The following is a 13,015-nucleotide window of genomic DNA, read 5'->3' as shown; positions in this document are numbered from 1 at the left end:
TGCTCCAAAAACTACAACTCAACTGGATGCATTCCTTTGCTATAGCGCTAGTGCTCACCGTAACTAACAGTGATAACAGTCACTAATTTTTGGGGATTACCCTGTGGAACGACGTCAGCAATTCTTTCACTCTCCGCTGCCTTACCTATTTTTGGCGCCTCAGATACTCATCATCGCGGTTTTCTTTATCTACCCGGCTGCAAAGGCGGTTTACCTTTCATTTATGTTGGAAGATCCTTGGGCCACTTCCTCCATCTTCGTGTGGTTCGAAAACTACCAAATGCTATTCGAATCGAGTGAGTATCTGAGCTCAATTGGTTTCACCTTAATGTTCGCGATTGTGGTCTCTTTCTTATCGCTTGCCTTAGCGCTGCTGCTCGCCGTGAAAGCCGACAACATCATTCACGGACAAGGCGCTTACAAAGTCACGCTCACTTGGGTTTATGCGGTTGCTCCTGCAATTGCAGGCGTAATTGGTGCTTTCTTGTTTAACCCACACATTGGCGTGTTCACTGAAATATTTGCCGTGGTGGGTTGGGACTTCAGCTTCCAGACCGATCCTGTGGATGCCACGTTTGCTCTGGTTTTGGTTTCAGTATGGAAACAAGTCTCAGTAAATTTCATCTATTTTCTAGCAGGCCTTCAGTCTATCTCTTACGCGGTAAAAGAAGCTGCAATGCTAGATTGTGTCAGCGACTCGAAACGTTTCTGGAGCATTACCTTCCCATTACTGGCCCCTACAGGTTTCTTTCTGTTGGTCATCAACCTTACCTACTCCTTCTTTGAAACCTTTGGCGTGATCGACACCATGACCAATGGCGGCCCAGGCGGTGCCACAACATCACTAGTGTACAAAGTGTATCGAGATGGTTTTGTTGGAGCTGATTTAGGCGGAAGTTCTGCGCAATCTGTGGTGCTGTTGTTACTGGTACTCATTCTCACATTTATCCAGTTTCGCGTTGTTGAAAAACGTGTTCATTACTAGCCCATTACGGCTAAGTTTTAACGCGACAGGAGTTATTCATGAAAAGTAATAAGATCACTGACCACCTAATTTTAATTGCTGGCATGCTGTTTATGTTGGTCCCAATCTGGCTGATATTCGCCAGTTCGACCCATAGCCCAAACACCATTGTCAGCGACGGTTTGCAGTGGTTACCAGGCGATAACTTTGCGGCTATCTATAGCGAAGCTTGGAACAAGAGTATGGGCTTTAGTGGTGAAGTCACCGCCAGCAAAATGATCGCCAACTCGATGATCATGGGGCTAGGTTTTGCGATCGGTAAAATCATCATTTCAATGATGGCGGCATTTGCTTTGGTCTACTTCCGGCTTCCCTACGCGACAGCTTGGTTTTGGTTGATCTTCGTAACCCTGCTACTGCCACTAGAGGTTCGTATTATCCCGTCTTATGAGGTTGTCGCTGGGCTTGGGCTGCTCAATAGCTATACCGGTTTGATTCTGCCTTTGATTGCCTCTGCCACTGCAACATTCTTTTTCAGGCAGTTCTTCAAAACGATTCCCGACGAACTGCTCGAAGCCGCTCAGTTAGATAACGCAGGCCCATTTCGATTCTTTGTCGATATCTTACTGCCGCTGTCTAAAACCATGATCGCCGCGATCTTCATCATCATGTTTGTGGTGGGTTGGAACCAGTACCTGTGGCCGATCATGATGACGACAGATGAAGGTTACAACACCATCGTGATGGGTATTAAACAAGTACTCAATAACATCAATGAAACCAGTTTACCGCGCTACGACTATGTTTTCGCCATGGTAATTTTAGCCATGTTGCCACCTGTTTTAGTGGTGATTGTATTTCAACGTTGGTTTGTAAAAGGGCTAGTAGAAAGTGAAAAATAATAACAAAAAGATTCTGATCAAAGACAATCGCATTCAATCACTCGATGAGTACAAGACATCTCACCAAAAAACGGAGGGCACTTCGATGTCAATTCATAATCAAGCGGGCAAAGGACATAAGCACAATCAACCAGTCATGTTAGGTCTTAAGAATTTGGTAAAGACCTACGAAAATGGTCACCGCGCTGTCAAAGATGTGTCGCTTGATATCGATAAGGGTGAGTTCCTTGTATTGGTTGGCCCTTCTGGTTGTGGAAAATCTTCTATCCTACGTTCTATTGCTGGCCTGGAAAGCATCTCTGGTGGTGAAATTCACTTGGGTGGTCGCCGTGTTGATAACGAAAAGCCAGCTCAACGTGATATCGCAATGGTCTTTCAGAACTATGCTCTCTACCCACACATGACGGTGTATAAGAACCTCGCTTATGGCTTAAAGAACCGAGGTGTCAGTCAGCACCTTATTGAAGATAAAATAGAGAAAGTCGCCAAAACGCTGAAAATCGAAGAATACCTAAACCGTAAACCCGCCAAGCTATCCGGAGGTCAACGCCAACGTGTTGCAATGGGACGAGCGATCGTCCGCGACCCACAACTGTTCTTATTTGATGAGCCTCTGTCTAACCTAGATGCATCGCTGCGTGCACACATGAGGTTAGAAATTAAAAAGCTACAGCGCGAACTCGGTGTCACCAGTGTTTACGTGACTCATGACCAAGTTGAAGCAATGACTTTGGCAGATAGAATAGTGGTTCTCAACAAAGGTCAGATTGAACAAGTCGGTACGCCAAGAGAAGTCTACCACCAGCCTGCTAGTGCCTTTGTGGCAAGCTTCATTGGTAGCCCTGCGATGAACTTTTTATCAGCCACAATCGACGACGGTTATCTTGAAGTCGGCGATCAACAGATGTATTTACCCGAGTACGCCCACGTAAAAAATACAGCCATCACGCTTGGTATTCGCCCAGAGCACTCTGAAGTTTGCGCAGACTTAGTCATGAACACGCTGCCGCTTGAATTACGCATCAGCGTGGTTGAGCCTTTAGGGCCAAATCAATTGGTTCATGGCCTTGTCAACGAACAACCATTTATTGCAGTAACACCCGAAATGACCCTATGCCAAGCGGTACCGCTCGGGTTGAGTATTGATAAATCCAACCTGCACATTTTTGACAGTCATGGCAAACGCATTCACCCGAATAACTTCACATCACAAGAGCCACACGAAGATGCGACAAGCTTAACGACGGCTCTAGCGTAATCGAGTACACTGATATTTAATGCGTTTTTGCGGTGTGTCTTTAAGAAGGATTAATTATGTCGTCTATCATCGTAGGTCATCGTGGGGTAGCAGGTACTCACCCAGAAAATACCAAAGCAAGCATTGAGCAAGCTGCTAAGCTCGGTTTGAAATGGATTGAAGTAGATATCCAGCCAACACAGGATGATCAACTTGTGGTTTGCCATGATCACACTCTGGATCGCTGTAGCGATGGCAAAGGTCGTGTTGATGAACACACCCTTGCAGAACTGCGTCAACTCGATTTTGGCAGTTGGAAATCTGAACAGTTCGCGGGAGAAAAAATACTGACATTGGAAGAGTTACTCGCACTTGTTGAGCAACATAGTCTTAGCGTCAATCTAGAAATTAAAGTCGACAGCCGACACCAGGCGCCTCATGTAGTTGATCTATTGCACGATGAGTTAATTCGCTCAAACCTAGACACCGATAAGGTCTTGCTATCTAGCTTCAGCCACCAAGTTATAACGGAGATAGCTCGTCACTTACCGAGATACCGAGTTGGAGTGATCACAGAGCAACTGACTCAAGCTGACTTGATGCTGATTGATGAGGTCAAAGCGTTCAGCTGTCACATGAATTATAAGCACGTTGATCAGAGCGATCTCGATACACTCAACGAAGCATACGTTCAAATCTGGTGCTACACCGTAAACGATCCGTCTAGCTTCAAATTTCTCTCAAACGTGGACGCGGTATTTACTGATTTTCCTAATGAATTCAGCTCTATTAATTGATAATACGAGCACTGGAAAATAGAACGGAGAGTTAAAAATTAACCGTTAGAAATCTCAAAATTCGATAACAAACAAAAGCGAGTATGGGCAGCTATCAACTACCATTCAATATGGATAGGGGTGCCCATTTTTACGAGTTGGATGAACTCATCCATATCTTGATTGGTTAATGCAATACAACCATCCGTCCAATCAAAGCTTTGAATAAAACTCGGTGAACGACGCTCTCCATTTTTGATGCCGTGGATTTTGATGTTACCTCCAGGGTCCACGTCATTTTGCTCTGCCCATTGCATATCCGAAGGTTGCGGATAATTAATATGTACTGATCGATAAAAATCCGACTCTTCCATCACATAATCGAGCTGGTATTGCCCTTCTGGCGTTCGGTTGTCCCCTTCAAAGCGCTTATGTCCTTTCGGTTGTTTACCCAGCGCAATACGAAATTCCTGTATTACTTCTTCCCCTGTTAATAAATACATTCGACGCTTCGATTTATCGACCTTAACCAGAGTTACTGCCGGTAACTTCGGTTCTAATTCAGAAATGGTATCTGGCTTAAGGTAAACCCGCCGAGATGATCGTTGAGAGAGTTGGGCAATTTGTTGGCTAGAGTCCCCTTCAGCAGAATTATTTTTAAGAGTACCACCAGTAAGAACAGTGACATGCTTTGGATTTGTGGTTACTGATGAAGTAGTCGCACGATTAGATGGAGCAGACTCAAACACCATAGTTTCAATCGCTATCGCATCTGAAGCTATCTTTTCTACGACCAGTTTTTTGCCGTAAACAGACTCTTCCAACATTGATTCCGATGCAGCATATAGAGCGTGAGTCGACAACATTAAGTAAACAAATAAAAACCAAAGCAAGCGCACCTTTAAATCTCCTCAAAACGCATAGACATGGTTCGTGACTGAGTTTCCATCCCTAGCGACTCATAGAACCTTTGAGCTTGCTGGTTGAACTCCATCACTTCCAGTCGAAGCTCAATCGCGCCCCTAGATTGAGCCCAGTGATTAAATGACCTCATCAAAGATCGACCAACACCTTGATTCTGGATCTGTTCATTAACCACAATTGTGCTCACTCTCGCCACTTTATGCGGCTGAATAAAACTTACCCCTTTGTTCTGCGTCACTTTACCTGCTAAAAAGCCAACCACTTGTTGCTCATGAACCGCAACCAAGAAAGTCCCTAAAGGGTCGATCATCATGCCTAACCAGTACTCCTCACTGTCGGCGAAACCCTGTGAAGGTGGCGCAAATACCATAGGAGCGCCAAGATGATGTTGACGGTTTATCTGATCAGAGAGCTCTAAGATTGAGCGTATATCAGCGACTTTGGCAGTACGGATTTGCATATCATTACCTTATTTTCTTTCAATGAAACCTTAGCAAAAAAGGCTTAGTTGTGCACTGTTATACCGGCTGCCTCAGGGGCCCTATCGCTATCATTGACAGATACTAGGCTGTAATTTCTGGGGAATTGTTCCGCAAATCAGGGGAACATTTATAGTCGTTGAGTGCTACTATCGTTACAGAATTAATACGCTAACTATGGATACCTATATGATAAAGTTCGCTGTAATTGGCACCAATTGGATTACACAAAAGTTTGTTCAAGCTGCCCATGACACACAATCAATGCAACTTGGTGCGGTATATTCACGTAACCTAGACAGCGCCGCGCAATTTGCGCAAGAGTTTAACGTTAAAACAAACTACGATTCACTCGAAGCGCTAGCGAATGATAGCACTATCGAAGCCGTGTACATCGCTTCACCTAACTCATTACATTGCGAGCAATCAATATTGATGATGGAGCATGGCAAGCATGTTATCTGTGAAAAGCCTGTTGCGTCTAATATTGATGAAGCGACTCGAATGTTTAAAATAGCCAAACAAAATGGTGTAGTGTTATTTGAAGCGTACAAATCTCAATTTCTTCCGAACTTTAAACAAGTTCAATTGGGGTTAGAAAAGATCGGCAAAGTGCATAAAGCACACATCAATTACTGCCAATATTCCTCGCGCTATCAAAAATATCTAAATGGCGAGAAGCCAAATACTTTCAACCCCGCTTTCTCTAACGGCTCGTTGGTCGACATCGGTTTTTATTGTGTAGCTGCGACAGTCGCGCTATTTGGCAAACCTGAAAATGCGCAGGCTTCTGCAAAGCTACTTGATTCAGGCGTTGATGCGCATGGCTGTGCGATCTTCCAATACCCAGAATTTGACGTAACCCTTGCGCACTCCAAAGTGAGCGACTCCTATGCGCCAAGTGAGATCCAAGGAGAGCTTGGAGCAATCATCATTGATCATATCGCCGAATGTACCGATGTTAAGATCCACTACCGTGATGGCAGTATTGAGAACCTCACCCAAGTACAGAGCGAAAACTCGATGAGTTACGAAGCACAAGCCTTTGCAGACTGCATTGGTGGCGATCAAACTACAGAATCTCAAGCAGAACAACGCGCTTTAACCGTTGCTCAGTTAATTACAGAGATGCGTCAGCAAGTTGGTGTCGTTTACCCTGCTGACAAATAGAGCTACCCAGCACGTTAAAATACTGATTTTGAAGACATACTAATTTATGCATAACCAAATTTAATCTTTACGACAAAGAACCGGATTAGTTGATTTAGGTTCGATCTGTTTAAATTCGCGTTCGATATCCATCGTATTTATTTAGTTTGTTGAAGGTGTGTAAAATGTTTTCAGTTGATGATCGCGTTATGGCAACAAAAGGGGTTGATCTTGGTGAAATGGTAGTAACGGGCCTAAGTGCTGGCGGTTTCTACGTTCACGTTACAACGGTAGAAGGCGCAATGCCGCTGACTTACCCAATGCAAGACCTTAAAAAAGCATAGTTTGATTACTCCGCTCATTTAGCAGCCACTCTGCTAAAGATAACAGAATTAAGGCTTTGGCTACTCCTCTTTGTTAGGACGATCAGCCAGAGCCTTTTTTATATCAGCTATTCTCCCCCAGCTCTCTCCGTTGGCTTCCCCATCACAATAAATGCCCTTACCAGTGGCTAATACCACCAACAAAAAACCATTAAAATAAATCACTTAACTTACAACTTGCCTATTTTCAGTTGATATTGGTCATTAGAGAAAGCTTATTTTTAGCAAAAGCTTCTGGTATATTAGCAACATCTTATACTGATAATAACCATGAACTGAGGGAAGCTATGAAGCTTTACATCTACGACCACTGCCCTTTCTGCGCAAGAGTTGCCTACATTGCCCAATCTCTAAGCTTGAATATCGAACTTATTTCTGTCGATTATGATGACGCCCAAACCCTTATCGACCTTATTGGTAAAAAGATGGTACCAGTATTACAGAAAGACGATGGCTCTATCATGGCTGAAAGCTTAGACATCATCGCTTACTTCATGGATTTGAAATCAAGCAACGAACAACGTGAACCGTCAGAGCAGGCTACACTCTTTCAAAACCGTTCGTTCCCTCTCACTCAGCAAATCGGACGCCCACGTTGGTGGAATCTCGATTTGGCTGAATATCGCTCTGTGGGAAGCAAACAAGCTTGGCGTGCAAGTAAAGAGACAGAAGGTTTTAACTTTGAAGAACTCTTAGAAAACACACCGCAATACGTCCAACAAATCAACCCATTGCTAAAAGATGCTGAGCTTTTACTGGACTTAGAAAATGGCGAGTCATCACTGCCTATCATTGATCAAGCACTCTATTTCTCGATGCTACGTGGCTTCTGTGTTGAGTCAAGCATCACATGGCCACCAGCACTTGAGCATTGGCTCGAAAAACAGAGCAAAATGCTCAGCATTAAGCTTCTTCGATAATTTGTTAGTTCGATAAGTCATCAACAGCTAACCTAAACGGAAAATCGAAGCGCCTCGACCTATCATCGCTAGCTTCGATTTTATGCTACTCCTCAACTTTCTTTTGTTCCTCAACTCTCTTCACTACAACAAGCGTCTTCTCAAACCAGTACGCTCCAAAATTCTTGTCGAAATCTCTTCAACCGATAGCGAAGACGTATTGATGTAAGGTATCGCTTCTCGGCGAAACATCGACTCTACCGTTTGCAATTCATACAAGCATTGCGAGTCACTCGCGTATTCACTGCCCGCTAAACGGCTCTCACGAATCTCCGTCAGCCTTTCTGCATCGATGGTTAAACCAAACAGCTTGTGTCGGTAGATCTCAAATTCAGGCAACAGCTTCAAGCGCGCTAAATCGTCGTGGATGAATGGGTAGTTTGCGACACGCAAACCAAACTGCATTGCCATATACAAGCTTGTCGGTGTCTTACCGCTTCGAGACACACCCAATAGGATGATATCCGCCTCTTCGAGCCCTTTAAGCGTAATGCCATCATCATGAGCCAGCGTGTATTCAATCGCAGCAATACGGTCGAAGTACTTCACTGAATCTTTATTAACACTACGTGAACGCTGCAACTTAGGCACCGGGGCCATCTGGGTATCGTCTTGCACTTTCTGCACAATACTCTCTAGCACGTCATAGCAGTGCGCTGGTGCCTCCAAAAGCTGCTGCTTAATTTGCGGAATCACAATCGAAAAAAAGACCAGAGGCTGGTTACCAGTCTCACGATACGAAATTTCAATCTCTTTTAATAAATCAGAAAGTTTGTCTTCACTTTCAACAAACGGGAAGGTTTTTTCGTTAGCTTCGAACGGGAATTGACCTAGAACAACATGCCCTAAAGTCTCACATGTTATGGCCGTTCCATCAGAAACATAGAATACATCACGACTTTGGATATCAATTTGCATTTTTTATTTAATGTTTAAAATTATTTTGAGTAGGATAGACACCATAATATATATAACGAAACCCTGCTGACTATTACGTCCCCCACAGCTTTGAAAAATACTTAACATTTTTTTTAGCCTTTGCGTAATCGTTTGCTTTTAAATCCCTACAATGCTTGCTATGTTTCTGGAGAAATAAATGCAAAATAATACCCTATGGTTCAATGGCCTATCCATGGAAGATGTCGACAAAGTCGGCGGTAAGAACGCCTCACTGGGCGAGATGGTTTCTAATCTGTCCAATGCTGGTGTTTCTGTACCTAATGGTTTTGCTACCACTTCGTATGCGTTTAACGACTTTCTTGATTACAAAGGTCTTGATGAGCGCATTCACCAACTACTTGATGAACTTGATGTTGAAGACGTTGACGCCCTGCGTAAGACAGGTGCAACGATTCGACAATGGGTTCTAGAGGCCCCCTTCCCAGAATCACTAGAGCAAGACATCCGTGATAACTACCGTGAACTAATTGAAGGCAACGAAGAATTGTCTGTAGCGGTTCGTTCATCTGCAACCGCAGAAGACCTTCCAGATGCTTCTTTCGCAGGCCAGCAAGAAACCTTCCTTAATGTGAAAGGTGTCGACGCTGTACTAGAAGCAACCAAGCACGTTTACGCTTCATTATTTAATGACCGCGCTATCTCATATCGTGTACACCAAGGTTTTGATCATCGTGGCATTTCATTGTCTGCGGGTATCCAACGTATGGTTCGCTCAGACAAAGCCTCGTCAGGTGTCATGTTCACGCTTGATACTGAGTCTGGATTCGACCAAGTGGTATTCATCACCTCTTCTTGGGGTCTAGGTGAAATGGTTGTACAAGGCGCAGTAAACCCAGATGAGTTCTACGTTCACAAGCCAATGCTAGAAGCGGGTCACTACCCAGTTGTTAAAAAGACATTTGGTTCTAAGTTGATCAAGATGATCTACTCAACCAATCAAGAGATTGGCAAGCAAGTTGATATCATCGACACAGATACTCAAGAGCGTAGCGAGTTCTCACTGAACGATGAAGAGATCCAAGAGCTAGCGAAACAAGCGATGATCATCGAGAAGCACTACCAACGCCCAATGGACATTGAGTGGGCAAAAGATGGCATCGACGGCAAGCTTTACATTGTTCAAGCTCGCCCAGAGACTGTATGTTCTCAAAGCGACCAAAACGTTATCGAACGTTACGAGCTAAACAACAAGGCGGATGTCTTGGTTGAAGGCCGTGCTATCGGTCAACGTATCGGCTCAGGCCCAGTTCGTTTGGTTGATTCACTAGACCAAATGTCACTGGTGCAAGAAGGCGACGTCTTGGTAACAGACATGACAGACCCTGATTGGGAACCTGTAATGAAGAAAGCGTCCGCGATTGTGACTAACCGTGGTGGCCGTACTTGTCACGCCGCGATCATCGCTCGTGAACTCGGCATTCCAGCAATCGTTGGTTGTGGTACAGCGACAAGCAACCTGAATGATGGCGACACCGTGACAGTGTCATGTTCTGAAGGCGAAACCGGTTATGTGTACCAAGGTGAGCTCGACTTCGAGATCAAACGTTCTGAGGTTGATGAGCTACCAATGCTGCCAACTAAAGTCATGATGAACGTGGGTAACCCAGATCGCGCATTCGACTTCGCGCAAATTCCAAACGAAGGGGTTGGCCTTGCTCGTTTAGAGTTCATCATCAACAAGATGATTGGTATTCACCCGAAAGCCCTATTAAACTTCGATGCACAAACTGACGAGCTAAAAGCGGAAATCAGTGAACGTATTCGCGGATACAAAGATCCAATCGATTTCTACGTAAGTAAGCTGACAGAAGGCATCGCGACTATCGCGTCTGCATTCTGGCCTAAGCGTGTGATCGTACGTATGTCTGACTTTAAGTCGAACGAGTACAGTAACCTAGTAGGCGGCAAAGAGTTCGAACCACATGAAGAGAACCCAATGCTTGGCTTCCGTGGCGCTTCTCGTTACATCTCACCAGTATTCGAAGATTGTTTCGAGCTAGAAACTCAAGCGATCAAACGTGTTCGCGACGAGATGGGTCTTAAGAACGTTGAAATCATGATTCCATTCGTTCGCACTCCAAGTGAAGCGGCCTCGGTTATCGACATTCTGGCTAAATTCGGTCTTCGCCGTGGCGACCAAGGTCTGAAAGTCATCATGATGTGTGAGCTGCCATCAAATGCAATCTTGGCAGAAGAATTCTTGAAGTACTTCGATGGGTTCTCTATTGGTTCAAACGATATGACACAGCTGACACTTGGTCTGGACCGAGATTCAGGTGACGTTGCACACCTATTCGATGAGCGTAACCCAGCCGTGAAAGCAATGCTGAAAATGGCGATCGACGCAGCAACCAAAGCCGGCAAATACGTGGGTATTTGTGGCCAAGGTCCATCTGACCATGACGACCTAGCTGAGTGGCTAATGGCTCAAGGCATTAGCTCAGTTTCGTTAAACCCGGATACGGTTATCGATACATGGTTGAAGCTAGGTAACGTTACGAATAAGTAACACTTAGCCTAATAATCAGAGTCAACAAAGCCAGTCATCGCGACTGGCTTTTTTTTCCCTCAATGCTAGTCACATCGAGCAGTATTCTCTGACGAAGCTGAATATGTATAGATCTGGTAACATTTATTGGTATCGAACTGACCTTACGCTATCCTTGAGGCAAATCTACATTGAGGTGGTTGTCACTGTGACAAGCCTTGCTTCAAGACTAATAAGAGTGTTATGAATTCAACAATTACAACCCCTTCGCCTTCTCTTAGCCGACAACTCTATACAATGACATGGCCAATGCTGTTTGGAGTGCTCTCACTAATGAGCTTCCAGCTTGTAGACAGTGCTTTCATTGGTCAATTGGGGGTTCTGCCGCTCGCAGTTCAAGGTTTCACGCTTCCAATACAGATGATCATCATTGGTATTCAGGTCGGATTAGGCATCGCAACAACGGCAGTCATTGCGAGAGCCATTGGTGCCAACGAAACACGCTATGCCAAACAACTTGGTGGATTAGTCATTGTAATGGGGAGCGTGAGTGTCGCGCTTTTTTCGTTCATCATCTACCTGCTTCGTGGGCCAATTTTACAGCTTCTCGATGCGCCGCCAACGGTATTACCAATCATTGATTCTTACTGGATCTATTGGTTAGTCAGCTCTTGGACTGGCGCACTACTCTACTTCTTTTACAGTGTCTGTCGTGCTAATGGCAACACTATGCTGCCTGGCTCAATGATGATCGCGACCAGTATCATCAACTTAGTATTGGACCCGATTTTCATCTTTACGCTCGACATGGGCATCAACGGTGCAGCAATTGCGACCATTTTGGCGTTCGGCGCAGGCATCTTTATCGTGGCTCCTAAAGTGACCAAGAAGCATTGGATGACGTTCGACTGGCACGATCTCGACATCGGCAAGAGTGTTCGCTCCATCGGTAATATCATGGGCCCTGCGATGATCAGCCAACTGCTACCGCCAGTCTCTTCTATGTTGGCGACTAAACTGCTTGCTGGCTATGGCACCGCAGCTGTGGCGGCTTGGGCGTTAGGATCTCGTTTTGAGTTCTTCTCAATTGTGGCTGTGCTAGCACTGACGATGTCGATGCCGCCAATGGTTGGCCGTATGTTGGGAGAAAAGAGCCTAGAGAACATACGTAAACTCGTGAAGATTGCCGTCACCTTCGTGTTAGGTTTTCAGTTGGTGGTTGCGCTAGTGACTTGGTTGCTCTCTGGCGGGCTAGCGAGCCTAATGACCAGTGACAATGAGGTCTCAACGATTTTGAATTATCACTTACTGATCGTTCCTATCAGCTTAGGGCCACTGGGTATCTGTATGTTGATGGTTTCGATTTCTAACGCTTTAGGCAAGTCTTACACCGCATTAACGATTTCAGCACTGCGTCTGTTTGCTTTCTTCTTACCTTGCTTATGGGTTGGTTCGCAGCTTGCTGGCATTGAAGGCCTATTCTGGGGCGCCATGGTAGGCAATGTACTTGCCGGCACCTGTGCATGGTTTATGTATCAGCGAGCGCTTGGGCAAGTCGAAGCTAAGCTAGCCAAATAGGTAATTCGGGAACCCATCAACCAAGAGACCTCCAAAGAACATTAATTAGATAGCAGAGCGATTACGCTCTGCTTTTTGGATAAGCTACAATCTTATAGCTCAACTGATGGCATAACAAAGTCGACATATAACGCAAAATTTCCGATTCCAGAAGCTTTAATACCATCTGTAGTGGTCAACTAAAATTGGCCACGGTTTTAGAGTTTTCCCAATATA

12 protein-coding genes are annotated in these 13,015 nt (G+C 44.8%); 9 read left to right on the top strand and 3 right to left on the bottom strand.

Translation table 11 applies throughout. The features are described from left to right. Positions 1–103 precede the first annotated feature (103 nt). The 4 genes from WR49_RS18875 to WR49_RS18860 are packed head-to-tail and all read left to right on the top strand — an operon-like array spanning position 104 to position 3,900. The gene (locus tag WR49_RS18875) at positions 104–985 is read left to right on the top strand and encodes an ABC transporter permease subunit (protein ID WP_046225029.1); all 882 of its coding nucleotides are present in this window, start codon (positions 104–106) and stop codon (positions 983–985) included. 38 nt (positions 986–1,023) lie between these two features. Beyond that, a complete protein-coding gene (gene ugpE, locus WR49_RS18870; protein ID WP_046225028.1) occupies positions 1,024–1,866 on the top strand; it encodes a sn-glycerol-3-phosphate ABC transporter permease UgpE in 843 nt (280 codons plus the stop codon). Further along, positions 1,856–3,124, top strand: coding sequence for a sn-glycerol-3-phosphate ABC transporter ATP-binding protein UgpC (gene ugpC, locus WR49_RS18865; RefSeq protein WP_017058750.1), 1,269 nt, complete (start codon positions 1,856–1,858; stop codon positions 3,122–3,124). Before ugpE ends, ugpC begins: the two co-directional genes overlap by 11 nt. A 56-nt stretch (positions 3,125–3,180) precedes the next feature. After that, positions 3,181–3,900: a glycerophosphodiester phosphodiesterase family protein gene (locus tag WR49_RS18860; RefSeq protein ID WP_017058751.1), complete on the top strand. Its 720-nt coding sequence runs from the start codon at positions 3,181–3,183 to the stop codon at positions 3,898–3,900. 98 nt (positions 3,901–3,998) lie between these two features. Here the strand turns inward: WR49_RS18860 and WR49_RS18855 are convergent, their stop codons facing one another. Together WR49_RS18855 and WR49_RS18850 are read right to left on the bottom strand one after the other, a co-directional pair. Next, positions 3,999–4,778 carry a L,D-transpeptidase family protein gene (locus WR49_RS18855; RefSeq protein WP_017058752.1) on the bottom strand — a complete coding sequence of 260 codons (780 nt, stop codon included), beginning with the start codon at positions 4,776–4,778 and terminating at the stop codon, positions 3,999–4,001. A gap of 2 nt (positions 4,779–4,780) precedes the next feature. Beyond that, positions 4,781–5,263 (bottom strand): GNAT family N-acetyltransferase, encoded by a 483-nt coding sequence (locus tag WR49_RS18850; RefSeq protein ID WP_017058753.1) that lies wholly within the window; start codon positions 5,261–5,263, stop codon positions 4,781–4,783. Positions 5,264–5,471: 208 nt separating this feature from the next. Here WR49_RS18850 and WR49_RS18845 point away from each other — a divergent pair, with 208 nt between their 5' ends. From WR49_RS18845 to grxB, 3 genes are all read left to right on the top strand, one after another. After that, positions 5,472–6,452: a Gfo/Idh/MocA family protein gene (locus tag WR49_RS18845; protein ID WP_046225027.1), complete on the top strand. Its 981-nt coding sequence runs from the start codon at positions 5,472–5,474 to the stop codon at positions 6,450–6,452. Between the two features lie 164 nt (positions 6,453–6,616). After that, the gene (locus WR49_RS21545) at positions 6,617–6,775 is read left to right on the top strand and encodes a hypothetical protein (RefSeq protein ID WP_017058755.1); all 159 of its coding nucleotides are present in this window, start codon (positions 6,617–6,619) and stop codon (positions 6,773–6,775) included. A 326-nt stretch (positions 6,776–7,101) separates the two neighbouring features. After that, the gene (gene grxB, locus WR49_RS18840) at positions 7,102–7,734 is read left to right on the top strand and encodes a glutaredoxin 2 (protein WP_046225026.1); all 633 of its coding nucleotides are present in this window, start codon (positions 7,102–7,104) and stop codon (positions 7,732–7,734) included. A gap of 123 nt (positions 7,735–7,857) precedes the next feature. Here the strand turns inward: grxB and ppsR are convergent, their stop codons facing one another. Next, positions 7,858–8,691 (bottom strand): posphoenolpyruvate synthetase regulatory kinase/phosphorylase PpsR, encoded by an 834-nt coding sequence (gene ppsR / locus WR49_RS18835; protein WP_017058758.1) that lies wholly within the window; start codon positions 8,689–8,691, stop codon positions 7,858–7,860. A 178-nt stretch (positions 8,692–8,869) separates the two neighbouring features. Between ppsR and ppsA the strand changes: the two genes are divergently transcribed. Both ppsA and WR49_RS18825 read left to right on the top strand, forming a co-directional pair. Next, positions 8,870–11,242: a phosphoenolpyruvate synthase gene (gene ppsA / locus WR49_RS18830; RefSeq protein WP_046225025.1), complete on the top strand. Its 2,373-nt coding sequence runs from the start codon at positions 8,870–8,872 to the stop codon at positions 11,240–11,242. A 222-nt stretch (positions 11,243–11,464) separates the two neighbouring features. After that, the gene (locus WR49_RS18825) at positions 11,465–12,799 is read left to right on the top strand and encodes an MATE family efflux transporter (RefSeq protein ID WP_046225024.1); all 1,335 of its coding nucleotides are present in this window, start codon (positions 11,465–11,467) and stop codon (positions 12,797–12,799) included. Positions 12,800–13,015 lie beyond the last annotated feature (216 nt).

The organism is Vibrio sp. ECSMB14106, from assembly GCF_000972265.1.
In the GTDB taxonomy this organism is placed as follows: Bacteria; Pseudomonadota; Gammaproteobacteria; order Enterobacterales; family Vibrionaceae; genus Vibrio; species Vibrio kanaloae.
The sequence above is the reverse complement of the archived record's forward strand: the minus strand, read 5'-3'. Positions and strand labels throughout refer to the sequence as shown.

Bases quoted from the DNA above. Each gene is read 5' to 3' on its own strand.
- ugpE (WP_046225028.1), top strand. From the start codon at position 1,024: ATGAAAAGTAATAAGATCACTGACCACCTAATTTTAATTGCTGGCATG.
- WR49_RS18860 (WP_017058751.1), top strand. From the start codon at position 3,181: ATGTCGTCTATCATCGTAGGTCATCGTGGGGTAGCAGGTACTCACCCA.
- WR49_RS18850 (WP_017058753.1), bottom strand. From the start codon at position 5,263: ATGCAAATCCGTACTGCCAAAGTCGCTGATATACGCTCAATCTTAGAG.
- WR49_RS18845 (WP_046225027.1), top strand. From the start codon at position 5,472: ATGATAAAGTTCGCTGTAATTGGCACCAATTGGATTACACAAAAGTTT.
- WR49_RS21545 (WP_017058755.1), top strand. From the start codon at position 6,617: ATGTTTTCAGTTGATGATCGCGTTATGGCAACAAAAGGGGTTGATCTT.
- grxB (WP_046225026.1), top strand. From the start codon at position 7,102: ATGAAGCTTTACATCTACGACCACTGCCCTTTCTGCGCAAGAGTTGCC.
- ppsR (WP_017058758.1), bottom strand. From the start codon at position 8,691: ATGCAAATTGATATCCAAAGTCGTGATGTATTCTATGTTTCTGATGGA.
- ppsA (WP_046225025.1), top strand. From the start codon at position 8,870: ATGCAAAATAATACCCTATGGTTCAATGGCCTATCCATGGAAGATGTC.
- WR49_RS18825 (WP_046225024.1), top strand. From the start codon at position 11,465: ATGAATTCAACAATTACAACCCCTTCGCCTTCTCTTAGCCGACAACTC.